Origin of the sequence: Microbacterium sp. A8/3-1, assembly GCF_040267695.1 — a bacterium.
Classification (GTDB): domain Bacteria; phylum Actinomycetota; class Actinomycetes; order Actinomycetales; family Microbacteriaceae; genus Microbacterium; species Microbacterium luteolum.
The window spans coordinates 2,295,062-2,315,929 of sequence record NZ_CP158357.1 but is presented as its reverse complement, the minus strand read 5'-3'; the positions used below and the strand labels follow the sequence as shown (position 1 = coordinate 2,315,929).

At 69.2% G+C, this 20,868-nt stretch carries 22 protein-coding genes and 3 tRNA genes; 17 read left to right on the top strand and 8 right to left on the bottom strand.

All coding sequences use genetic code 11. The features are described 5' to 3' along the window. The first annotated feature begins 46 nt into the window (after positions 1-46). The 3 genes from ABS642_RS11390 (at position 47) to ABS642_RS11380 (ending at position 1,690) form a co-directional block, all read left to right on the top strand. Positions 47-376 (top strand): hypothetical protein, encoded by a 330-nt coding sequence (locus ABS642_RS11390; RefSeq protein WP_350350146.1) that lies wholly within the window; start codon positions 47-49, stop codon positions 374-376. Then, positions 373-744: a hypothetical protein gene (locus ABS642_RS11385; RefSeq protein ID WP_350350145.1), complete on the top strand. Its 372-nt coding sequence runs from the start codon at positions 373-375 to the stop codon at positions 742-744. Before ABS642_RS11390 ends, ABS642_RS11385 begins: the two co-directional genes overlap by 4 nt. Before the next feature lie 115 nt (positions 745-859). Further along, positions 860-1,690: a hypothetical protein gene (locus ABS642_RS11380; protein WP_350350144.1), complete on the top strand. Its 831-nt coding sequence runs from the start codon at positions 860-862 to the stop codon at positions 1,688-1,690. 212 nt (positions 1,691-1,902) lie between these two features. Here ABS642_RS11380 and ABS642_RS11375 read toward each other — a convergent pair. The 3 genes from ABS642_RS11375 to ABS642_RS11365 all read right to left on the bottom strand — a co-directional run bounded on the left by ABS642_RS11375 (position 1,903) and on the right by ABS642_RS11365 (position 2,219). Further along, a tRNA-Phe gene (locus ABS642_RS11375) sits at positions 1,903-1,975 on the bottom strand. Positions 1,976-2,043: 68 nt separating this feature from the next. Next, positions 2,044-2,117 (bottom strand) — tRNA-Asp (locus ABS642_RS11370). Positions 2,118-2,146: 29 nt separating this feature from the next. Continuing rightward, positions 2,147-2,219 (bottom strand) — tRNA-Glu (locus ABS642_RS11365). A 209-nt stretch (positions 2,220-2,428) separates the two neighbouring features. On the opposite strand from ABS642_RS11365, the gene ABS642_RS11360 reads away from it, so the two are divergent. Next, positions 2,429-3,778 carry a M23 family metallopeptidase gene (locus ABS642_RS11360; protein WP_282214695.1) on the top strand — a complete coding sequence of 450 codons (1,350 nt, stop codon included), beginning with the start codon at positions 2,429-2,431 and terminating at the stop codon, positions 3,776-3,778. An 82-nt stretch (positions 3,779-3,860) separates the two neighbouring features. Here the strand turns inward: ABS642_RS11360 and ABS642_RS11355 are convergent, their stop codons facing one another. Genes ABS642_RS11355 through ABS642_RS11345 form a run of 3 tightly spaced genes read right to left on the bottom strand, consistent with a single transcriptional unit; the run spans position 3,861 to position 6,082 of the window. Then, complete coding sequence (locus ABS642_RS11355; RefSeq protein ID WP_116634191.1) at positions 3,861-4,352, bottom strand: inorganic diphosphatase; 492 nt, start codon at positions 4,350-4,352, stop codon at positions 3,861-3,863. 43 nt (positions 4,353-4,395) lie between these two features. Further along, entirely contained in the window at positions 4,396-5,082 is a 687-nt protein-coding gene (locus ABS642_RS11350; RefSeq protein WP_282214694.1) for a TMEM175 family protein, read from the bottom strand. A 31-nt stretch (positions 5,083-5,113) separates the two neighbouring features. Further along, entirely contained in the window at positions 5,114-6,082 is a 969-nt protein-coding gene (locus tag ABS642_RS11345; RefSeq protein WP_350350143.1) for a LysR family transcriptional regulator, read from the bottom strand. Positions 6,083-6,198: 116 nt separating this feature from the next. Between ABS642_RS11345 and ABS642_RS11340 the strand changes: the two genes are divergently transcribed. Genes ABS642_RS11340 through tilS form a run of 3 tightly spaced genes read left to right on the top strand, consistent with a single transcriptional unit; the run spans position 6,199 to position 9,372 of the window. After that, positions 6,199-7,572 carry an MFS transporter gene (locus ABS642_RS11340; RefSeq protein WP_350350142.1) on the top strand — a complete coding sequence of 458 codons (1,374 nt, stop codon included), beginning with the start codon at positions 6,199-6,201 and terminating at the stop codon, positions 7,570-7,572. Further along, a complete protein-coding gene (locus tag ABS642_RS11335) occupies positions 7,569-8,342 on the top strand; it encodes a 3-hydroxybutyrate dehydrogenase (protein ID WP_350350141.1) in 774 nt (257 codons plus the stop codon). The genes ABS642_RS11340 and ABS642_RS11335 overlap by 4 nt, the downstream gene beginning before the upstream one ends. Before the next feature lie 37 nt (positions 8,343-8,379). Then, positions 8,380-9,372, top strand: a complete 993-nt coding sequence (gene tilS / locus ABS642_RS11330; RefSeq protein ID WP_350350140.1) for a tRNA lysidine(34) synthetase TilS — start codon at positions 8,380-8,382, stop codon at positions 9,370-9,372. A 96-nt stretch (positions 9,373-9,468) separates the two neighbouring features. Here the strand turns inward: tilS and ABS642_RS11325 are convergent, their stop codons facing one another. Continuing rightward, positions 9,469-10,065 carry a DUF937 domain-containing protein gene (locus tag ABS642_RS11325; RefSeq protein ID WP_350350139.1) on the bottom strand — a complete coding sequence of 199 codons (597 nt, stop codon included), beginning with the start codon at positions 10,063-10,065 and terminating at the stop codon, positions 9,469-9,471. 87 nt (positions 10,066-10,152) lie between these two features. Between ABS642_RS11325 and hpt the strand changes: the two genes are divergently transcribed. The 10 genes from hpt to ABS642_RS11275 all read left to right on the top strand — a co-directional run bounded on the left by hpt (position 10,153) and on the right by ABS642_RS11275 (position 18,919). Next, positions 10,153-10,704 (top strand): hypoxanthine phosphoribosyltransferase, encoded by a 552-nt coding sequence (gene hpt / locus ABS642_RS11320; RefSeq protein WP_282214688.1) that lies wholly within the window; start codon positions 10,153-10,155, stop codon positions 10,702-10,704. A gap of 88 nt (positions 10,705-10,792) precedes the next feature. Further along, a complete protein-coding gene (gene ftsH, locus ABS642_RS11315) occupies positions 10,793-12,793 on the top strand; it encodes an ATP-dependent zinc metalloprotease FtsH (protein WP_282214687.1) in 2,001 nt (666 codons plus the stop codon). Between the two features lies 1 nt (position 12,794). Then, complete coding sequence (folE, locus tag ABS642_RS11310) at positions 12,795-13,421, top strand: GTP cyclohydrolase I (protein WP_350350138.1); 627 nt, start codon at positions 12,795-12,797, stop codon at positions 13,419-13,421. Beyond that, the gene (gene folP, locus ABS642_RS11305) at positions 13,418-14,227 is read left to right on the top strand and encodes a dihydropteroate synthase (protein ID WP_350350137.1); all 810 of its coding nucleotides are present in this window, start codon (positions 13,418-13,420) and stop codon (positions 14,225-14,227) included. Before folE ends, folP begins: the two co-directional genes overlap by 4 nt. A 31-nt stretch (positions 14,228-14,258) precedes the next feature. Next, positions 14,259-14,654: a dihydroneopterin aldolase gene (gene folB / locus ABS642_RS11300; protein ID WP_350350136.1), complete on the top strand. Its 396-nt coding sequence runs from the start codon at positions 14,259-14,261 to the stop codon at positions 14,652-14,654. Beyond that, positions 14,651-15,190, top strand: coding sequence for a 2-amino-4-hydroxy-6-hydroxymethyldihydropteridine diphosphokinase (gene folK / locus ABS642_RS11295; RefSeq protein ID WP_350350135.1), 540 nt, complete (start codon positions 14,651-14,653; stop codon positions 15,188-15,190). The genes folB and folK overlap by 4 nt, the downstream gene beginning before the upstream one ends. Beyond that, complete coding sequence (locus tag ABS642_RS11290; protein WP_350350134.1) at positions 15,187-15,660, top strand: DUF3180 domain-containing protein; 474 nt, start codon at positions 15,187-15,189, stop codon at positions 15,658-15,660. Before folK ends, ABS642_RS11290 begins: the two co-directional genes overlap by 4 nt. Continuing rightward, positions 15,620-16,201 carry a PH domain-containing protein gene (locus ABS642_RS11285; protein ID WP_282214681.1) on the top strand — a complete coding sequence of 194 codons (582 nt, stop codon included), beginning with the start codon at positions 15,620-15,622 and terminating at the stop codon, positions 16,199-16,201. The genes ABS642_RS11290 and ABS642_RS11285 overlap by 41 nt, the downstream gene beginning before the upstream one ends. Further along, positions 16,198-18,222, top strand: a complete 2,025-nt coding sequence (locus tag ABS642_RS11280; protein WP_350350133.1) for a PH domain-containing protein — start codon at positions 16,198-16,200, stop codon at positions 18,220-18,222. The genes ABS642_RS11285 and ABS642_RS11280 overlap by 4 nt, the downstream gene beginning before the upstream one ends. Positions 18,223-18,226: 4 nt before the next feature. Then, complete coding sequence (locus ABS642_RS11275) at positions 18,227-18,919, top strand: DUF2520 domain-containing protein (protein WP_282214679.1); 693 nt, start codon at positions 18,227-18,229, stop codon at positions 18,917-18,919. Positions 18,920-18,938: 19 nt separating this feature from the next. Here ABS642_RS11275 and ABS642_RS11270 read toward each other — a convergent pair whose 3' ends face one another. Continuing rightward, positions 18,939-20,831, bottom strand: coding sequence for a DUF2207 domain-containing protein (locus ABS642_RS11270; RefSeq protein WP_350350132.1), 1,893 nt, complete (start codon positions 20,829-20,831; stop codon positions 18,939-18,941). Positions 20,832-20,868 lie beyond the last annotated feature (37 nt).

Here is a 20,868-nt window from a genome sequence, read left to right as displayed (position 1 = left end):
TATGTGCGAGTGGTGCCATCTCACGCAGCACTCTGGGCGTGCAGACATGATCGGACGATACGACGACGTGGTGGCTGTGCTGATGGGCGTCAATCGCTGGACTGAGCTACGGGCTGTGCGGGACATCACGGCATCAACAACGGAATTCAAGGAGAGGTCTCAATTCGACTGGGACTTGGACTTGAGGGTGCTTGCTGGATGGTTCGACCTTCCGGACGAACCGAGTTTGCTGATCCCGGCGGATCGTCGTGGCCTGTTGGGCAACGCGCATGCCAACGTTCGCGCCGAGATCCGCCCAGTGTTCAATGGCGAGGTTCCCGTCGGTGTCTGGGAGTGGGACGAGCGGCTCCCGATGAGGCCGAAGGATGCGCGATGAGCGGTCCCGAGGATCTATCCGGCAATGGCGAGTGGAGGTTGCTCCGTGTGCAGGCAGGAGAGAGGCTTCTCTGGCTCTGCCTAGTGAATCCGGAGCTGTGGACGTACGTGTACATCCCGGACTCCGGACGCTTTCATCTCAACAAGGGCGTGTTCGTCGACTACGTGTGGGACGGCGAACTGACATACGTACCCATCGACGTCCAGGAAGCGCGAGGCCTGATCGCAGCCAGAGTCGGGGCCTTGCCTCCTGAGATGACGAGCGACCAGCGCCGACGCTATCTGACCGACGAGCAACTCGATGCCGAGGTCGCGCTTACCCATGTTGAGCGGGCCAGCCGGGAGCGTGACGTTAAGCCGGAGTCATAGCGGCCCACGCTACCCTTAGACTGCGGACCCGCCCAGTGAACACTGGTCAACGGGTCCAGCTTCTTTTTCGCGCTGATGTCGCGGGTATGTCCGAGGCTCTCGCTACGGTCACCCCATGGAACTAGCAACGGTGAGAAGCACGAATCAGTCCTATTTGGCCAGAGACTTCGCTGAACTCGATGACGCGCTCCGCGAAGAGCTGAGACGGGACTTGATCTGCGCAGGCTGCGGCGCGGACGCATACTACGTCCGACCCTCCCGAAACGGACGACCTGCCTGCTTCGGGGCACGTCCCCACAATGAGCCCTGCGACTTAGCCTCCCAGACAACCGACACCTCAACGGTCGAGAACCTCACGACAGAAGAGGAGCGGGCTGCCAAGAAGGACGGCTTCACGCTACGCGGCGCTGATGCGTCAGCGATTGGACACACGGCCCTCGACACTCCCCCTGTCGACTCGGACCGCCCCGGACGCAGCTACACTGAGCGCGACGGTGCCGCCCGTGGCTCGTATCCGGGTCTCAAACTGAACCGGCTCCTGCGGCTGCTCGTTACGGTGCCGACCTTTGGGGAGGAGAGGACCGCGCTCCACCTGGCCAACGGAACCCGCACGACGGTGCGTGACTACTGTGCGCACATGTCTCGCGTCGATCTTGAGTACCGGGATCGTGAGCGGGTGTACTGGGGCACGATTCGCTACGCGAAGGCAGTCGACGACGGAGCCTGGTTGAACACCGGCAGCAAGACAGAACCAAGCATTCGCATCAGTAATGAGATGCTCGGACGGTTGCTTGATCACTGGGAACTCGACTCTGTGGAGGATCTTGCCGGCGCTGCGTTCGCGCTGTGGGGAAAGATCAGGCGAGGCCGCAAAGCACCCGACAAAATGTTCCTGTTCGTGGAGTCGTTGACAACATTCGCGATCATTCCGGATGAACGAATCTGAGGGCGAACCGGCACAAAACCGGCACAACCTCCCGGAGAGCGCGTTTGGGCTCGCTTCGCTTGCTCAACGATCGGGAGTTCTGATCGTCCAACGACCAGGCTGGAACAGCCCAGGGGAGCGGCTCGGAAACGGCTTCTCACCAGGGCAAAGCAAAACCCCCACCATGTTAGAAGCTAGGTGGGGGTTTCTAAGGTGACGTAATGATCACCCTGTGGCTCCGACGGGCGTCGATCCCGTGACCTCACGATTTTCAGTCGTGCGCTCTACCAACTGAGCTACAGAGCCGAGCGACGGCGATGCTGCCGCTTCCTAGACGAAGAGCCCCCTCCGAAGAAAGAGCTCGTCACTTAGAGCGACCCTGACGGGACTTGAACCCGCGACCTCCGCCGTGACAGGGCGGCACGCTAACCAACTGCGCTACAGGGCCATACTTGTTTTCAATTGTATCGGATGGAGTGACCCCAACGGGATTCGAACCCGTGCTACCGCCGTGAAAGGGCGGCGTCCTAGGCCGCTAAACGATGGGGCCGAGTCAGTCCCGGGGGACTTCCTTGCCGACGCTCAAGCATAAGGGATGTGTCGGGCAAATCGCGAATCGAGGGCGCGGCGGCTTCCTCGACGGGCCGAACAGGAGGACGATGGACACGTCAGACGTGTCACGCTTCCGCACTCTCACCCTGTTGCGGAAGTGAATGTTGTTGTTAGTGTGACATGTGTGAAACCGGCGGAAGGGGCCTGGTGAACGACAGGAACACGCTGGATGCTGCTGAGGCGGCATCCGCGGAATGCGGCTGTGCACCCAGCCCGACAGAACAGCGCGCCTTCTCGAAGCCCGGGATCAGCCGTCGCGGTGCGCTCGGGCTCGGCGTGCTCAGCGTCGTCGCGCTCAGCGCTTTCGGCGTCTCGTCCGGTGTCTCCGCCGCGTACGCCGCCTCGTACCCCAGCTGGGAGGACGTGCAGGCCGCGAAGCAGAACGAGGCCGCCGCCGCCGCCGAGGTCGCTCGCATCGAGGGCCTCATCCAGGCCTTGACCCAGAAGGTCGCCGAGACCCAGGCCGCCGCGAAGCTGGCGTCCGACGAGTTCTACGCCGCGCAGCAGGCCTACTTCGCTGCCATCGCCGAAGCCGACACGCTGCAGGCCAAGGCCGACGAGCAGTCCGCCATCGCCATCGAGTCGGCGCGTAAGGCCGGCCAGGTCGCCGCCCAGCTCTACCGCAACGGCGGGGACGACACGTCGCTCGAGCTGTTCTTCGCCGGATCCGCCGACAACGCCGACGAGCTCCTCGCCCGCCTCGGCACGATGGACAAGCTCCTCGAATACAACCAGTCGGTCTACGACGACGCCGTCGCGGCTCGCAACTCCGCGCAGTCCCTCAGCGACCAGGCCGTCGTCGCCCGCAACGAGCGGGACCGTCTGCAGAAGGTCGCCGAGGAGAAGATGCAGGCCGCGCAGCAGGCTGCGGATGCCGCCCAGGCCGCACTCCTGGAGCAGTCGACCAACCTCGCGACCATGCAGGCGCAGCTCGCCGCCCTCAAGGACACCACCGTCACGACCGTCGCCGGTTACCAGGCCGGCGTCGAGGCGGAGGCACAGGCGCAGCGGGACCGGGAAGCAGCCGAGGCCGCGGCCAACGCCGGCGGCAACAGCGGCGGCGGCGGAACTCCCGGCACGGGAGGCTGGGTACGCCCGCACGGTGGCGAACGCAGCTCGGGCTACGGCCCCCGCTCGCAGCAGTGCAACTCCAACGGATGCTCGTCGAGCTGGCACTACGGCATCGATCTGGCGAACGGCTGCGGCGCGGCGATCTACGCGGCCTACTCCGGGACCGTCGACGCGGCGTTCTACAACGGCGGCTACGGCAACTACATCCGCATCCAGCACGGCTACGGGGTGGCCACGGGCTACGCGCACATCAAGCCGGATGGATTCGCGGTCGGCCACGGCCAGTGGGTCGAGGCCGGTCAGGTCATCGCCTATGCGGGCAACACCGGCGGCTCCTTCGGATGCCACCTGCACTTCGAGGTGTACATCGACGGCCGCTACACGAACCCCGCCGACTTCATGGCTGACCGGAACATCTGGATCTGAGCGCCGTCCTCCTGATGCCAGAAGACCCCCGGCCGCTGAGCGGTTCCGGGGGTCTTCTGCGTCGACAGCGTGCGTCAGCGGGTCAGTGGCCCTGCTCGCCGAAACGGACGATCGCCTCGTCGAGGATGCGCTGCGCCTCAGCGGCGTCGCCCCACTCGTCGACCTTGACCCACTTGTTGGGCTCGAGGTCCTTGTAGTGCTCGAAGAAGTGCGCGATCTCCTTCTTCGTGAACTCGGCGATGTCGCCGATGTCCTGGATGTGCGCCCAGCGCGGGTCCTTGGACAGCACGGCGACCAGCTTGTCGTCGCCGCCGGCCTCGTCGCTCATCTTGAGCACGGCCACGGGACGCACCTCGACGACGACGCCGGGGTAGATGGCGTGGTCGAGGAGCACGAGCACGTCGAGCGGGTCGCCGTCCTCGCCCAGGGTGTTGTCGAAGTAGCCGTAGTCGGCCGGGTACCCGAAGGTTGTGTAGAGCACGCGGTCGAGGTGCACTCGTCCGGTCTCGTGGTCGACCTCGTACTTCACGCGGCTGCCGCGCGGAATCTCGATGACGGCGTCGTGTGCGCCCATGCGTGTGCTCCTCAGAAATGACGGTTGGATGCCGCGGACCAGCCTACCTGCGTGTACGGGGACCGCCCGGTTCGTCGTCTCCGACGGTCTCATCCTCCGATCCAGGAGCCCGCCGCGACCAGAGCCGGTTCAGAGCGCGCGCGAGGATGCCGGTGAGGAAGAGCAGGAAGAGCGCGAAGTACCCCTGATCGACCATGACGACGGCGATCCCGAGCGCCAGGCCGAAGAGGATGATCGCGGCGACGTCGCCGGCCACGTCCTGCCGGACGCGTGAGATCGGCGTGCTGGTGAGATCCGGATGCCGCAGCAGGTACAGCTTCGCCGCGAGCGTGGCGACCTGGGTGAGGATCAGGGTGCCGATGTAGACCGTCTCCTGCAGGGGATCCGTGTCCATCTGCCCGAGCATCGCCGTCGGCACGGGCAACCAGACGATCGTCGCCAGCCACGCGATGTTGATCCAGAGAAGCGCGGGGGTGATCTCCGTGACCTCGGTGTACTGCCGGTGATGCTCCATCCAGAAATTCGCGATGAGCAGGAAGCTGAGCGCGAAGCTGAAAAGCTGGCCGCCGTTCTCGGCGAAGAACTCTCCGGTGGTCAGGTGCTTCGCGCCGGCATCCGACACCGCCTCCAGGAGCGGGAGGATCAGCAGGGTCATCGCGATCGCGACGACGGCGTCGGCGAACGCCTTGAAGCGCTCGGTCGAGAAGCGGAGGCTCGTGCGATCGGTCACGGCGCCAGACTAGACCGCCCGCAGGCGAGTGTCAGGCATCGATCGCCGTCACGGCGCCCAGCAGTGCGTCCTGCATGGCGGCCGTGCGTCGCCGCAGCGCATCCGCGACCGCGGCCACGGCCGGTTGGCGCAGGGAGTCCGGCCGCAGCACGAGCCAGTACGGCAGCCGCTCGGCGAACTCTCCCGGGAGCAGGCGCACCAGATCGGGGTGCCGGTCGGCGAGGAAGCAGGGCAGGAACCCGATTCCCGCTCCGGCCCTGGTGGCCTCGACGTGCACGAAGACGTTCGTGGAGCTGAGCGAGTCCCGCATGCCGGGGACCAGGCGCCGTGGTGCGTCGAGAACATCGACCTGCAGCATCGAGTCGACGAAGTAGACCAGCGGATGCTCGCTCAGCTCCGCGATGCCGGCGGGTGTGCCGAACTCGTCCAGATAGCTGCGCGCGGCGTACATTCCCAGCGTGTAGTGACCGAGCAGGATCGCCTCGGCCCGATGCACCTGCGGCTCGCCGACCACGACCTCCATGTCGAGACCGGAGCGATGCTGGAGAGCGCGGCGGGTGACGTTGACGATCTCGACGCTGAGACGCGGATGCCTCCGATGCAGCTGCGCGAGCGCGGGGGCGATGATGAATGCGCTGAACCCGTCGGTGGCGGAGATGCGCACGACGCCGGCGATCTGGTCGGCCTGTTCGCCGTCTTCGTGGATGCTCGCCAACGCGGTCTCGACGTCTTCTGCGGCACGCACGGCGCGGCGTCCCAGGTCGGTCAGCTCCCATCCGCCCGGGGTGCGGGCCAGCGCCCGACCGCCGAGACCGACCTCCAGCGCGGCGATCCGGCGAGAGACCGTGGTGTGGTTCAGCCCGAGGCTCTCTCCGGCGGTCGTGAAGCGACCCGTGCGCGCGACTGCCAGCAGGATCAGCAGATCGTCGGGACTGGCGGCGGTTCCGAGCGATGTGGTCACATCTGCAATTCTGCACCATGCCTCTGCTCGACTGGTCATTGGTGCACAGCATCCGTCGTGCCCATACTGGCGGGGGCCTCCCCCTCCCGATGGGTCGCGGGGCTCAGGGCAGCAGCTGTCGATGCGGACACTGCAGAACACGAAGGAGTGCACCCATGAGCGTCAACAAGACGACGACCGCCCAGGAGACGGAACCACGGACATCCGGGCTGAAGAGGATCGTGGCCGCCTCGATGGTCGGCACCGTCGTGGAGTGGTACGAGTTCTTCCTCTACGCCACCGCCGCCTCGCTGGTCTTCGGCACCTTCTTCTTCCCGGATGCCGGCACCGAGCTCGACGGCATCATCGCCGCCTTCCTGACCTACGCGGTGGGCTTCGTCGCGCGTCCGCTCGGCGGCATCGTGTTCGGTCAGATCGGCGACCGGCTGGGGCGCAAGCACACCCTGCAGATCACGATCATCCTGGTGGGCGTCGCCACGTTCCTGATGGGGTGCCTGCCGGGCTTCGACACCATCGGCTACTGGGCGCCCGCGATGCTCGTGGCGCTCCGCTTCATCCAAGGCTTCGCTGTGGGCGGGGAGTGGGGCGGTGCGGTGCTGCTCGTCGCCGAGCACAGCCCGGACAAGTCTCGGGGCTTCTGGTCGAGCTGGCCGCAGGCCGCCGTCCCCGTCGGCAACCTCCTGGCCACGCTCGTGCTCCTCGGGATGTCGTGGCTCCTGCCGTCCGATCAGTTCCTCGGCTGGGGCTGGCGCGTGGCCTTCTGGCTGTCAGCGATCGTCGTCATCATCGGCTACTACATCCGGACCCACGTCAGCGAGGCGCCGATCTTCCTCGAGGCCCGTGCACAGGTGGAGGCGGACAAGGCCGCCGGCTACGGCGTGCTGGAGGTCGTGAAGAAATACCCGCGGGGCGTCTTCGGGGCGATGGGCCTGCGTTTCGCCGAGAACATCCTCTACTACATCATCGTGTCCTTCACGATCGTGTATCTGAAGACCGTGCACCAGTACGACACCAGCCAGCTGCTGCTGGCGCTCCTGATCGCCCACGTCATCCACTTCCTCGTGATCCCGCAGGTCGGTCGGCTCTCCGACGCCTTCGGCCGTCGCCCGGTGTACCTGGCCGGAGCCGTGCTCGGCGCCACCTGGGCGTTCTTCGCCTTCCCGATGTTCGACACCATGAACCCGTTCCTGATCATCGCCGCTGTCACCATCGGACTCTGCTTCCACGCCCTGATGTACGCCGGCCAGCCCGCGATCATGGCCGAGATGTTCCCGACGCGCATGCGCTACTCCGGTGTCTCCCTCGGCTACCAGGTCACCTCGATCGTCGCCGGATCCCTGGCGCCGATCATCGCGACCGCGCTGCTGCAGCAGTACGGGTCGTGGATGCCGGTGGCCGTCTACGTGGCCGTGGCCTGCGCTGTCACCGCCTTCGCGGTGATCACGATGAAGGAGACCCGCGGGATCTCGCTGCTCGCCGTCGACCACGCCGACGCACGCACGCACGGCCTGGCCAGGGTCGCCCGGTGAGCGCCGCACCGCAGCCGCTCGCCGGCCGGCGGGCGCTCGTCACCGGCGGTGCCAGCGGGATCGGGCTGGCCGTCGTGCACGAGCTGGCGGCTCGCGGCGCGCACGTCGTCGTCGCCGACCGGGATGCCGAAGGCTGCGAAGCCGCGGCGGCGGCGGTGGGCGGGTCAACCTGGGCCGTCGACCTGCTGGACCCGGAAGCGCTCGCGGACGACCGGCTGACGGAAGCGCTGGCCGGGGTGGACATCCTGGTGAACAACGCCGGGATCCAGCACGTCAGCCCGATCCAGGACTTCGAACCCCGCGAGTTCCGCAGGATCACGACCCTCATGCTGGAGGTGCCGTTCCTGCTGATCCGCGCCGTTCTCCCGGCGATGTACGCGCAGCGATTCGGACGGATCATCAACGTCTCCTCTGTGCACGGACTGCGCGCGTCGCCGTACAAGTCCGCGTACGTCGCGGCCAAGCACGGGCTCGAGGGGCTGTCGAAGGTCACCGCGCTGGAGGGCGGTGAGCATCGGGTCACGAGCAACTGCGTCAACCCCGGGTACGTCCGGACACCGCTGGTCGAGAAGCAGCTCGCGGACCAGGCCCGCGTGCACGGCATCCCCGAGGCGGAGGTCCTGGACCGGATCATGCTCACCGAGAGCGCCATCAAGCGGCTGGTCGAGCCGGCCGAGGTCGCAGGACTCGTGGCCTGGCTCGCGAGCGAGGAAGCGGCCATGGTGACCGGGGCGAGCTACACGATGGACGGCGGCTGGTCGGCCCGGTGAGCGGGACAGCGGCGGCGCACCCCGCTAGCGTTGAGTCGTGCCGTCGCTGAAACCCGCAGTCGCCGAGATCCGCCTCGCCGTGCGCTCCGCGCTCGCCGAACTCGCCGAGGGCTCGACGGTGGTCGTCGCCCTCTCCGGAGGCGCGGATTCGCTCGCGCTCGCCGCGGCCACGGCGTTCGAGGCAGCGAAGCGGCGGATGCCGGTGACATCCGTCACCGTCGACCACGGTCTGCAGGACGCCTCCGCGGAGGTCGCCGCGCGTGCGGCGCGCATCGCCGCAGGTCTCGGCATCGAAGCTCTCGTGGTGCGCGTCGACGTCGACGGCGACGGCGGTCCTGAGGCGGCGGCGCGTGCCGCGCGCTACCGGGTGCTGCGGGATGCCGCGGCCGATGTCGGCGCATCCGCGGTGCTCCTCGGGCACACGCTCGACGACCAGGCCGAGACGGTGCTGCTCGGACTCGCACGCGGTTCCGGGGCCGCGAGCCTTCAGGGCATGGCGCCGGCGCGGGACGACGAGGACGGGCTGCGCTGGCTGCGGCCGCTGCTCGGCGTGCGGCGGGAGACAACGCGCGCGTTCTGCGCGGCATCCGCTCTGGACCCGTGGGACGACCCCCACAATCTCGACGACCGGTTCGCCCGGGTGCGCGTGCGCGAGACGGTTCTCCCGGTGCTCGAGGCGGAACTCGGGCCCGGCATCGCGGAGGCGCTCGCCCGCACCGCGGAGCAGCTCCGCGAGGACGCCGAGGCGTTCGACGACATGATCCACGAGACGATCGAGGACATCGTCGAGCACGCGGAGGCGGGCATCTCGGTGAGCGTCGCCGCCCTCGCCGCGAACCCCGCGGCCCTGCGGAATCGCATCATCCGCTTCGTCGTCGACAGCGAGTTCGGCGTGAGCCTGACTCGCACGCAGACCGTCGAGGTCGCCCGGCTCGTGACGGACTGGACGGGGCAGGGGCCGATCGACCTGCCCGGCTGCTCGGCCGTGCGCCGAGGCGGGCAGCTGGTCTTCACGGCATCCGCTCGCTGACTCCCGCGGGCGACTTCTGCGGCCGGAACGAACTTCTGCGGCCTCCTGGGTTGCAGGAGGCCGCAGAAGTGCGAAGTGGCCGCAGAAGAGCGCTGACTACTTCTTGCCGCCGAGCAGTCCGCCCAGGAGGTCGCCGATCCCGCCGCCGCCGGAGTTGCCGCCGCCGCCGAGCAGTCCGCCCAGCACATCGCCGATGCCGCCGCCGCCCGCGCTCGAGCCGCTGTTGCCGCCGCCGAGCAGGCCGCCGATGAGGTCGCCGATGCCGCCGCCGGACTCCTGACCGCCGGCATCCGCCTGCGGGTTCTTGCTCTTGTTCGCGTTCGCGATGAGACCCATCACGATGGGCGCGAGGATCGGGAGGAGCTTGCCGAAGTCGATGCCCGGAGTCGCCTTCGACTCGGTCAGCTTCGTCGTGACCTCCTTCTCCTTCCCGCCGAGGATGTGCGCCACGATCTTGCCGCCATCGGCCTGATCGACGTCGTCGACCTTCGACGCCCCCGTGGAGCCCTCGTGCTTCTGCAGCGCCTTCTGGATCGCCGCGGAGCCCTCGGCGGTCTCGGCGTTCTTGGCCAGTCCGCCCAGCAGAATGGCACCGCCCTGCTCGATCGCGACCTTCGCCTCGTCATGCGAGACGCCCAGCTTCTCGGCGATGTCGTCGATCGGCACCTGCTTGAGGATGTCGTCAAGAGCCATGGTGATTCCTTCCGTCGTTCGGGCGTCCGCCCGTCTCACCGCTCACAGTAGTGCGGATGCCCGGTCGTCGTCGCCTAAAATCGATCCATGCGCGCCGCGGAAATCCAGGACGACCTTGCCCAGATCCTCGTCACAGAGGAGCAGATCCTCGCCAAGCTCGACGAGCTCGCGGCGCGGGTCGCCGTCGACTACGCGGGGAAGGAGCTCGTGCTGGTCGGTGTGCTCAAGGGCGCCGTGATGGTGATGGCGGACTTCGCCCGGGCGCTGCCGTTCCACGCCCCGATGGACTGGATGGCCGTGTCGAGTTACGGCGCGAGCACCAAGTCCAGCGGCGTGGTGCAGATCCGCAAGGACCTCGACACCGACCTCAACGGCAAGCACGTGCTGATCGTGGAGGACATCATCGACTCCGGCCTGACCCTCAGCTGGCTGCTCGAGAACTTCGAGTCCCGCGGGGCGGAGTCGATCGAGGTGCTGGCGCTGCTGCGCAAGCCCGAGGCCGCGAAGGTCGTCATCGACTGCCGGTACGTCGGATTCGACATCCCCACCGACTTCGTCGTCGGGTACGGACTGGACTACGCCGAGCGGTACCGCAACCTGCGCGACGTGGCCGTGCTCGCGCCGCACGTCTACAGCTGACGGGGGTGGTCCCTGAGCTTGACGAAGGGTACGCCGTGGGTGAACGCACAGCGGGTGCCTAGTCCACGCGCGATACGCTGATCCGATCATGGATGTGAAGAAGCTCACCCGGAATCCGCTGATCTACGTCGCGCTGATCGGCGTGCTGCTCTTCGGCGGCTTCCTCCTGATCTCGAACCTCGGGGCGCCCAAGCAGATCACGACCCAGGAGGGGCTGAAACTGCTCTCCGGCTCCTCGGTCACCGAGGTCGTGAACACCGACGGCGACCAGCGAGTCGACATGACGCTGTCGAAGCCGTTCGAGGGTTCCGAGAACGTGCAGTTCTACTACGTCGACGCCCGTGCCGACGAGGTGGTCTCCGCGATCAACGAGGCCGCCCCGAAGGACGGCTTCAACGACGCGGTGCCGCGTGCGACGTGGTTCGACGGCTTCCTCTCGCTCCTCCTGCCGCTCGTGCTGCTCGGCCTCCTCTTCTGGTGGCTGCTCTCGTCCATGCAGGGCGGCGGCGGCAAGGTCATGCAGTTCGGCAAGTCCAAGGCCAAGCTCGTCAACAAGGAGACCCCGACGGTCACCTTCGCCGACGTCGCCGGCGCCGACGAGGCCATCGAGGAGCTCCACGAGATCAAGGAGTTCCTGCAGGACCCGGCCAAGTTCCAGGCGATCGGCGCCCGCATCCCGAAGGGCGTGCTGCTGTACGGCCCTCCCGGAACCGGAAAGACGCTGCTCGCCCGCGCGGTCGCCGGTGAGGCCGGTGCCCCGTTCTACTCCATCTCCGGATCCGACTTCGTCGAGATGTTCGTCGGCGTCGGCGCCTCGCGTGTGCGCGACCTCTTCGGCCAGGCCAAGGAGAACGCCCCCGCCATCATCTTCATCGACGAGATCGACGCCGTCGGTCGTCACCGCGGCGCCGGCATGGGCGGCGGCAACGACGAGCGCGAGCAGACCCTCAACCAGATGCTGGTCGAGATGGACGGCTTCGACCCCAACGCGAACGTGATCGTGATCGCGGCGACCAACCGCCCCGACATCCTCGACCCCGCACTGCTGCGCCCCGGCCGTTTCGACCGCCAGATCGGCGTGGACGCCCCTGATCTCAAGGGCCGCCAGAGGATCCTCGAGGTGCACAGCAAGGGCAAGCCCCTCGCGAAGAGCGTCGACCTCGAGGTCGTCGCCCGCAAGACCCCCGGCTTCACCGGTGCGGATCTCGCCAACGTGCTGAACGAGGCGGCGCTCCTGACCGCGCGCTCGAACGCGCAGCTGGTCGACAACCGCGCCCTCGACGAGGCCATCGACCGCGTGATCGCCGGTCCGCAGCGTCGCACCCGTGTGATGCGCGACAAGGAGAAGCTCATCACGGCTTACCACGAGGGCGGACACGCGCTCGCGGCCGCGGCGATGAACTACACGGATCCGGTCACCAAGATCACGATCCTGCCCCGCGGCAAGGCGCTCGGTTACACGATGGTGCTGCCGCTGGACGACAAGTACTCGGTCACCCGCAACGAGCTGCAGGACCAGCTGACCTACGCCATGGGCGGCCGCGTCGCCGAGGAGATCATCTTCCACGACCCGACGACCGGCGCCTCGAACGACATCGAGAAGGCGACCTCGATCGCCCGCAAGATGGTGCTCGAGTACGGCATGACCACGCAGGTCGGTCCCGTCAAGCTCGGCACCGAGGGTGGCGAGCCGTTCGCGGGTCGTGACATGGGTCGCGGCCGTGAGTACTCCGAGCGGGTCGCCGAACGGGTCGACGCCGAGGTGCGCGCTCTCATCGAGCAGGCGCACAACGAGGCCTACGAGGTGATCAGCGCGAACCGCGACATCCTCGACAAGCTGGCCCTGGCGCTGCTCGAGCAGGAGACCCTCGACCACAACCAGATCGCCGAGATCTTCACGGAGATCAAGAAGCTCCCCGAGCGGCCGCTGTGGCTGTCGAGCGAAGACCGTCCGGTCTCCGAGCGCCCCCCGATCGAGGTGCCGAAGAAGGACGTCTCGCTCGCGGCATCCGTCGAGGCGCCATCGGCGACCCCGCGCGCCCAGCAGGGATCGGCCGGAGTGAGCAACCCCCGCCCCGCGACGGCGTGACGTGACCGTCGACAGGCAGCGCGTCGAACGGCTCACCAGGGAGCTGCTCGAGGCGATCGGCGAAGATCCGGATCGCCCCGGCCTGAAGCAGACCCCGGCCCGGATGGCCGAGCTGTACTCGGAGTTCTTCGACGGCGTCGGCGAGGATGCGGCGGAGCCGCTGGCGCGCACGATCAGCGTGGCGCGCGGACCCGCGCCCGACACGCTCCCCTCCGGCGCCGTGCTCCTGCGCGACATCCGCTTCCGCTCCGTCTGCGAGCACCACCTCCTGCCGTTCGCCGGTCACGCGCACCTCGCGTATCTGCCGGGCGAGCAGGTCGTCGGGCTCGGCGCGCTCGTGCGCGTCGTCGAGATCCTCGCCGCCCGTCCGCAGGTGCAGGAGCGTCTGGGCGAGCAGATCGCCGACACGATCGCGGAGCACCTCGACACCCGCGGCGTCCTCGTCGTGCTCGACGCCAGCCACGGTTGCGTGACGATGCGCGGCGGCCGGCAGACCGAGGCGTCGACGCTCACGATCGCCGCACGCGGCGAGTACACGGATGCCGCGGCGCGCGCCGAGCTCATCACACTGATCGGCGCTTCGACGAGCTCAGCGAACCAGGCCAAAGGTTCCGGGACGTCTGGATGACCGGGATCTGGGGCATCGTCAACGTGACGCCCGATTCCTTCAGCGACGGCGGGCGCTATCTCGAGGTCGACCACGCCGTCGCACACGGGCTGCGGCTGCGTGCCGACGGCGCGAGCGTGCTCGACGTCGGCGGCGAGTCGACCAGGCCCGGCGCGGAACGCGTCGGCCCCGATGTCGAGCAGCAGCGCGTGATCCCGGTGATCGAGCAGCTCGCGGCGGCGGGCGTGCCGGTCAGTATCGACACGCTCAGCGCGGCCACCGCCACGGCGGCCGTGCGCGCCGGTGCGCGGATCGTCAACGACGTCTCGGGCGGCCTCGCCGACCCCGACATGCGCGCGGCGGTGGCCGAGTCCGGCGCGGACTACGCGATCGGTCACTGGCGCGGATTCTCCGCTGACATGTACGCCAACGCCGAGTACCGCCGTGCGGCCAGGGAGGTCGCCGGCGAGCTGCAGGAGCGCATCGGCGAGGCCGCGGCCGCCGGCATCGCCCCCTCGCGCCTGATCATCGATCCGGGCATCGGCTTCGCCAAGGCGGGCGCCCAGAACTGGGACGTCCTGCGCGGGCTCGACGAGATCGTGGCGCTCGGCCCCCGGGTGCTCATCGGCACCTCCCGCAAGCGGTTCCTCGCCGAGACGCTGCAGGCCGAGGCCGGCGAGACGGACGGGATCTCGGAGGCCCGCCGCGACCTCGCCACCGCCGTGACCAGCGCCCTCGCCGCACGCGCCGGGGTCTGGGCCGTCCGGGTCCACGACGTCGCCGCGACGCGCGACGCCCTCGCCATCGCCCACGCCTGGACGGGGTGAGGCGGTCCGACCGCCCACGTACGCTAGGGACATGGACTTCCTCGACGAGATCTCCCTCACCGGGCTGACCGTGTTCGGGCGCCACGGCGTCTACGACCACGAGCGCGCGGACGGCCAGGAGTTCACGATCGATCTCCGCCTTCGCCTGGCGCTGGACCAGGCCGCGGCATCCGACGACGTGCGTGACACGGTGCACTACGGCGAGCTCGCCGAGAAGGTCGCCGCCGTCGTCGCGGGGGAGCCGGTGAACCTCATCGAGACGCTCGCCGAACGGATCGCCGTCACAGCCCTCGAAGACCTCCGTGTGCAGGGCGTCACCGTGACCGTCCACAAGCCGCACGCCCCGATCCCGCTCACGTTCACCGACGTGGCCGTCACCGTGCAGCGCACCCGCACCACCCCCGGCCTGGAGGACATCACCGCATGAGTCGGAATCTCGCCCAGCCCATGGATCCGCCGGAGCGTCGGCCCGGCCGACCGGAGGCCGTCGCGGTCGTCGCCCTCGGCGCGAACCTCGGCGAGCGTCCCGCCACCATCCGCGCCGCCGCAGAACGGATCGCGCGGCTGCCGCTGGTCCGCGAGGTGCGGCTGTCCCACCTGTTCGAGACCGTCGCGCTGCGCGTGGACGGACCCGACCCCGAGGCCCCCGGCTACGTCAACGCCGTCGCCCTGGTCACGACCCGGCTCGCGCCCGAGATCCTGCTCGGGATGCTGCACGCCATCGAAGACGAGAACGGCCGCGAACGCCGCGAGCGCTGGGGGGACAGGACCCTCGATCTCGATCTCATCGCCTACGGAGACGTCGTCTCGGACGAGCCGCATCTGCAGCTCCCGCACCCGCGCGCGGCGGAGCGCCTCTTCGTGCTCGACCCGTGGCTCGACCTCGACGCCGATGCGGAGCTCATCGGGCACGGCAGGGTGGCCGACCTCGCGGCGGGCCTGCGCGCCGGGGGCGATGGATGAGACGCACATCGCCCGGCCTCCTCGCCGTGCTCGCCCTGCTCGGAGTCGGGCTCGGCTACCTCGTGGATCATCTGCTGACTGCGAGCGGTCGCGCCACGTTCACCCCGTCGCTGCTTCTGCCCGTCCTGCTCCTGCTCATCGCGGGGGCATCCCTTGGCGTCGCGTGGCCGGTGCGGCACAGCGTGCGCTCCGGCATCCGGATCGACCCGTTCCGCGCGCTCCGTGCGGCCACCCTCGCCCGCGCCTCGAGCCTGCTCGGCGCGATCATGGCGGGCCTCGGTGCCGGCCTCCTCGTGTTCCTCCTCACCCGCCCCATCGATCCGCCGGTAGGGTCGACTGTGGCCATGCTGGCCCTGATCGGGAGCGCGATCGTCCTCGTGATCGCCGCGCTCGTCGCCGAACAGTTCTGCACCCTGCCGAAGGATCCTGATGACTCAGAACCCAGAGACCGCGCCCCTGAACCCGGCTGAGGGCACTGACCTCGACGCCCTCGACCAGGGCACCTACACGCGTCTGCGCACGGCGCGGAACGAGGCGCGGCTGGAACTGGACGGCACCTGGCACCAGATCTCGCCCCGCTACGTCGTCTCGCAGATCGTGCAGAACGTGATCTTCATCGTCGTGGTCGTCGTGGCCGCCGTCGTGCTCAACATCTTCATGGAGCAGGACTGGGTGTGGATCCCCGCCGGTGCGATCCTGCTCTTCACGGTGATCGCGCTGATCATCCTCCCGCGGCAGGCCAGGGCTATCGGCTACATGCTCCGTGCCGACGACATCGTCTTCCGCAAGGGCATCCTGTGGCAGCGGATGATCGCCGTGCCGTACGGACGCATGCAGCTCGTGGACATCACGCAGGGGCCGCTCGACCGCGCCTTCGGCATCTCGCAGTTGAAGATGGTGACCGCCGCCGCCACCACCGGCGTGCAGATCCCGGGCCTCACCCAGGCTGCTTCCGAAGCACTGCGCGACACCCTCATCGAAGTGGCCGAGACCCGCCGGACCGGCCTGTGAGCGAGCAGCAGTTCCCCGCCGCGCCGAACGCACCGGCGCCCACGCAGGTCGGCGACCCGTCGACGACCCTCGCGGACGGCGAATGGCACCGGATGCATCCGCTGACGCCCCTTTTCAAGGGCGGGCTGGTGCTGATCATCGTCGCCGGCGTCCTGATCGCGAACATGCGGGACCGGATCATCACCTGGCTGGTGACGCTCTTCACGCCGGAAGAGGTGCACTACAGCGACTACGCCGGTCGAGACCCGGTCGACTGGGTGTTCGAGAACAACCTGATCCTGCTGGTGCTCCTCGGAGTCCTCGGTCTCGTGGTCGTGCTGGTGCTCGTCTTCTGGATGCTGTGGCGGTTCCACCAGTTCCGCATCACCGGCGATCACGTCGAGGTGCGCAAGGGCATCGTCTTCCGCTCGCACCGGCGCGCGCCGCTCGATCGCGTGCAGGGCGTCAACCTCACGCGTCCGTTCCCCGCCCGGATCATCGGACTCGCCAAGCTCGAGGTGGTCGGTGCGGGCAACGACGCGAACGTCGACCTGGAGTACCTCGCGACGACGCGCGCGGAGTCGGTGCGCGCCGACATCCTGCGCCTCGCCTCCGGGGCACGGGCCGCGCGTCACGCGGCGCTCAACCCGCAGGCGCCGACCACGGGGGCGGATGCCGCGGCAGTCCCGGCCTCCACCCGGGCGCAGCTGCGCGGCTCGGTCAACGAGGGCGTCACGAGCCTCATCGCCGGTGTCGACCTGGCCGACGTCGCCCCGGAGAGCGTGGTGAAGATCCCGACCGGACGTCTGATCGGGTCGCAGCTCATCTCGGGTCTGCTGTGGCTCTTCTTCTTCGGGGTGATCTTCGCGATCGCGCTCGGCAGCACGATCATCGGCCTGGTCGCCGACGGCGACACCGGCGGAGGAGTGGTGCTGCTCGGCATCGGCCTCGCCATGGGCATCCCCATGGTCATCGCCGTGGTGGGTATCACCTGGGCCCAGATCTCCAAGTCGCTGCGCTACTCGATCGCGCCGACGCCCGACGGCGTGCGCATCACGTACGGTCTGCTCACGACGGTGACCGAGACGCTCCCGCCGGGACGCATCTTCGCGGTCGAGGTCTCGCAGTCGCTCCTGTGGCGACCCTTCGGCTGGTGGACGATCAAGATCAACCGCATGAGCGGCAAGAGCGCGGCGGCGCAGCAGTCCGGCAACGCCCAGCAGTTCAACGTGGTGCTGCCGGTCGGCAAGCGCGCCGACGTGGAGCGTGTGCTCGGCCTGGTGCTGCCGGATGTTCCGGCGGCGAGCATCCCGTTCCTCTGGGAGCAGGGCATCGTCGGCCCGGCCGAGGGCGACCCGTTCCGGCGGATGCCGCGACGGGCCGGATGGCGTCGCCCGTTGTCGTGGAAGCGGCACGGGTATGCGATCGCCGACTTCGGACTGCTGCTGCGCCGCGGATTCGTGTGGCGCAAGCTCGCGGTCTTCCCGCTCGCCCGTCTGCAGGGCGTCTCGCTCTCGCAGGGACCGATCGACCGGGCACAGCGCGTCTCCGGTGCGCAGGTGCACACGGCACCCGGCCCCATCACGGGGTACCTCTCCGGACTCGAGCGCGCGGATGCGCTGGCGCTGCTCGGGGACGTCAGCCGTGCCGCCGCCGAGGCCGCGTCGAGGGACACCAGTCATCGATGGAGCGAGCACGCCGGGGTGGCGCCGTCTGCGCCCGCCTCTCCGCCTGCTCCTCCGGCCTCCGCGCCGCCGGCGTACACGAACCTTCCGGCGCCCTCCGGACCGCCCGTCGCGCTGCCGGCGCCTCCGGTGACGCCTCCGCCTGCGCCGCCGGTCGCGCCGCCGCCTGCGCCTCCCGCGCCGCCGGCACCGCCGACGTATGCGCCTCCGCCCGCTCCTCCGGTTGCGCCTCCCGCGCCGCCGGTCGCGCCGCCGGTTGCGCCTCCTGCGCCTCCCGTCGCGCCTCCGGCTCCTCCGGTCGCGCCTCCCGCGCCGCCGGTTGCACCTCCCGCTCCGCCCGCGACGAACGGGGAGTGACGCCGTGGTGCGCGACGGGCGTCTCGGCGTCGGCATCATCGGCGCGGGCCGTGTCGGACCCGTGATCGGGGCGGCGCTCGGCGGCGCCGGTCATGCGATCGTCGGCATCACGAGCGGATCGGATGACGAGCGCGCCTCGGCCGTCCTGCCCGAGGTGCCGGTGCTCGATGCCCTCGAGGTGGTGCGCAGGGCGGAGCTCGTGATCCTCGCCGTGCCGACCGACCAGCTCGCCTCGCTCGTCGCGGGCATCGCCGAGGTCGGCGGGTGGCAGATCGGCCAGCTCGTGCTGCACACGGATCCGGCGCACGGCACGGATGTGCTCCGGCCGGCCGCAGAGCGCGGGGCGATCCCGCTCGCCGTGCACCCCGCCATCACGTTCACGGGGACCTCGATCGACCTGCGGCAGCTGCAGGCCGGCTTCGCGGCGGTGACGGCCCCCGCCCCTGTGCTGCCCATCGCGCAGGCGCTCGCCGTGGAGATGGGCTGCGAGCCGATCGTGATCGCCGAGGAGGATCGCCCCGCCTACGCGGACGCCATCCAGGCCGCGACGGAGTTCTCCCGGTCGATCATCGGGCAGTCGACGGCACGGCTGCGCGAGATCGGCGTGGAGAACCCCGGTGGTTATCTCTCGGCGCTCGTGCAGTCGACGGTCGAGCGCGCCCTCCGCGAAGCATCCGATCCTCCGCCGCTGATCTGACGCGCGCGCAGGTCCCGCGTCAGCGTCCCCCGGAGAACCCTCCGCCGCCTCCGCCGCCGGAGAAGCCGCCGCCGAACGACCCTCCCGAGCTCGACGAGGTCCCCGCGGATGGCGAGGTGTAGGTCGCGGCGGCGTGCGACGACGACGTGAAGGCGGAGAGGTACACGCCGAGATAGGGGGAGGTGGGGTCGCCGATCCAGCCCGGGCCGCGCTGCTCGAGGGAGTAGGCGCGCTCGAGCACGTCGCCCCACTCCTTCTCCATGCCGAAGAGCATCGCGTAGGGGAGCAGATGCTCGTACACGTGGATGACGTCGGCGGTGCCGTCCTGACGGCGTTCGGCGCCCCTGTAGGACTGCAGCATGCGCAGCCGGTCGGCGTCGGCGACGCGGATGAACTCCTCGACGCCCTTCAGGTACTCGAGTTCCCGGGCGCCTTCGGGGGTCAGCATGGTGTGCTTCGCGAACGAGTAGAAGCTGCCGATGAGGACGAGGACGATGACGAAGGAGATCACGACGAGTGCGGGCACAGCGGAGAGGCGCCCGCCGATCACGCCCCACAGCGCGAGCCCCACGCCCACCGCGGCGACGGCGATCGCGCACCACTGCATGATCGCTGCTCCGCGACTGCGCGCCGTGGTGGTCAGGCCGCGCGATTCGGCAGCCTTCTTCCCGCTCTGCTCCAGGGCGCCCATCCGGCCGGCGAACGCCTCGCTGGCACTGGGCACGTCGACCACCCCGCCGGCGTTCGCCTGCAGGAAAAGAGCGTCCAGCGCTTCGACGTCGAGCTGGTCGGGGATGCGCGAGCCGGGGATGCGTCGCAGGCGCGGGTTCTCCGGCGAGCCGCCCTCTTCGATGCGCAAGGTGCCACGCACGGCGAGGTGCACGATCTCGGCCGGGATGGCGTCCTTCGCGCCCGGCACGATCGCGGCAGCGAGCAGCGGCGGCATCGAGTCCGGCACGTCATACTGCGCGACGACGATGCCGGTGGCGGTGCGGCGGCGGCGTTGGAGGGCCGACACGCTCACCCAGGCGCCCACCGAGAGGCCCGCGGCGCCGATCGCCGCGACGAAGGGCGCGAAGTCGGCCGCCGGGTTCGGCGTCCGGGCGGGCGGCTGCACGGCCGTCCCCGGTTCGAAGCCGATGGCGACGGTCACCCCGTCGCCGGGTGGGCGCTCGCCGGATTCGACCCGGAACGTCGCCACACCTCCGTCGACCGCCGGTCCCTGGATCGGGCATTCGGCGGTCGATCCCGAGAATCCGGTGTAGCAGCTCGCGGATCCGGTGAGCCGGTCGCTCATGGCGGGGTCGAAGACGACGTCGGCGCGGAAGCGCTCGATGGGCTGCGTGCTGTCGAGGGGGAGGAGGTCCCAGTAGAACTCGTCCACCCGAGGGGTTCCCTCGCGTTCGCCGCGCGCACCTCTCGAGGCGTCCGCGGCCAGGATGACGTCGCGCATCTCGTACTCGATCACATACGTGGTCAGTCCCCGCACGTAGTCATCGTCTCCGGTCAGCACGAAGAGCAGACCGTCTTCCCCGTCGGTCTCGTACGGCACGGCCGCGCCCTCCGCGTCTTTCACCGACAGCACGCGGGTGTCGAGGTCCGCACCCTCGTACGTCGTCGGCAGGCCGCGGACGATGCCGCGGTTCTGGTCGTCGTCGGGGAAGCGGGCGACGAGCGTCTCGGTGACGTGCATACGTGCGCGGCCGTCGTCGTCGAGTCCGACCTCGTAGATCGCGTCCCAGGAGGCGTAGGAGAAGTCATCGACGTCGGCCTGCACTGCGGCGTGCGCGGCTGCCCCCGGTGCCCGTGCGGCGACGGGTTCGGATGCGGCGACCGCCGAGGCCGGGGCGACGACCGCGGCGACGGCGAGGGCGAGGGCGGCGAACGCGCGGATGATCCGGGTGACGGTCATTCTTCGAGGCTACCCAGCCAGCGCGAAGGAGGCGGTA

Coding starts and splice junctions, on each gene's coding strand:
- ABS642_RS11285 (WP_282214681.1), top strand. CDS start 15,620: ATGACTCAGAACCCAGAGACCGCGCCCCTGAACCCGGCTGAGGGCACT.
- ABS642_RS11290 (WP_350350134.1), top strand. CDS start 15,187: ATGAGACGCACATCGCCCGGCCTCCTCGCCGTGCTCGCCCTGCTCGGA.
- ABS642_RS11270 (WP_350350132.1), bottom strand. CDS start 20,831: ATGACCGTCACCCGGATCATCCGCGCGTTCGCCGCCCTCGCCCTCGCC.
- ABS642_RS11340 (WP_350350142.1), top strand. CDS start 6,199: ATGAGCGTCAACAAGACGACGACCGCCCAGGAGACGGAACCACGGACA.
- ABS642_RS11390 (WP_350350146.1), top strand. CDS start 47: ATGATCGGACGATACGACGACGTGGTGGCTGTGCTGATGGGCGTCAAT.
- ABS642_RS11325 (WP_350350139.1), bottom strand. CDS start 10,065: ATGGCTCTTGACGACATCCTCAAGCAGGTGCCGATCGACGACATCGCC.
- ABS642_RS11385 (WP_350350145.1), top strand. CDS start 373: ATGAGCGGTCCCGAGGATCTATCCGGCAATGGCGAGTGGAGGTTGCTC.
- ftsH (WP_282214687.1), top strand. CDS start 10,793: ATGGATGTGAAGAAGCTCACCCGGAATCCGCTGATCTACGTCGCGCTG.
- folK (WP_350350135.1), top strand. CDS start 14,651: ATGAGTCGGAATCTCGCCCAGCCCATGGATCCGCCGGAGCGTCGGCCC.
- hpt (WP_282214688.1), top strand. CDS start 10,153: ATGCGCGCCGCGGAAATCCAGGACGACCTTGCCCAGATCCTCGTCACA.
- folP (WP_350350137.1), top strand. CDS start 13,418: ATGACCGGGATCTGGGGCATCGTCAACGTGACGCCCGATTCCTTCAGC.
- folB (WP_350350136.1), top strand. CDS start 14,259: ATGGACTTCCTCGACGAGATCTCCCTCACCGGGCTGACCGTGTTCGGG.
- ABS642_RS11355 (WP_116634191.1), bottom strand. CDS start 4,352: ATGGGCGCACACGACGCCGTCATCGAGATTCCGCGCGGCAGCCGCGTG.
- ABS642_RS11380 (WP_350350144.1), top strand. CDS start 860: ATGGAACTAGCAACGGTGAGAAGCACGAATCAGTCCTATTTGGCCAGA.
- ABS642_RS11345 (WP_350350143.1), bottom strand. CDS start 6,082: ATGACCAGTCGAGCAGAGGCATGGTGCAGAATTGCAGATGTGACCACA.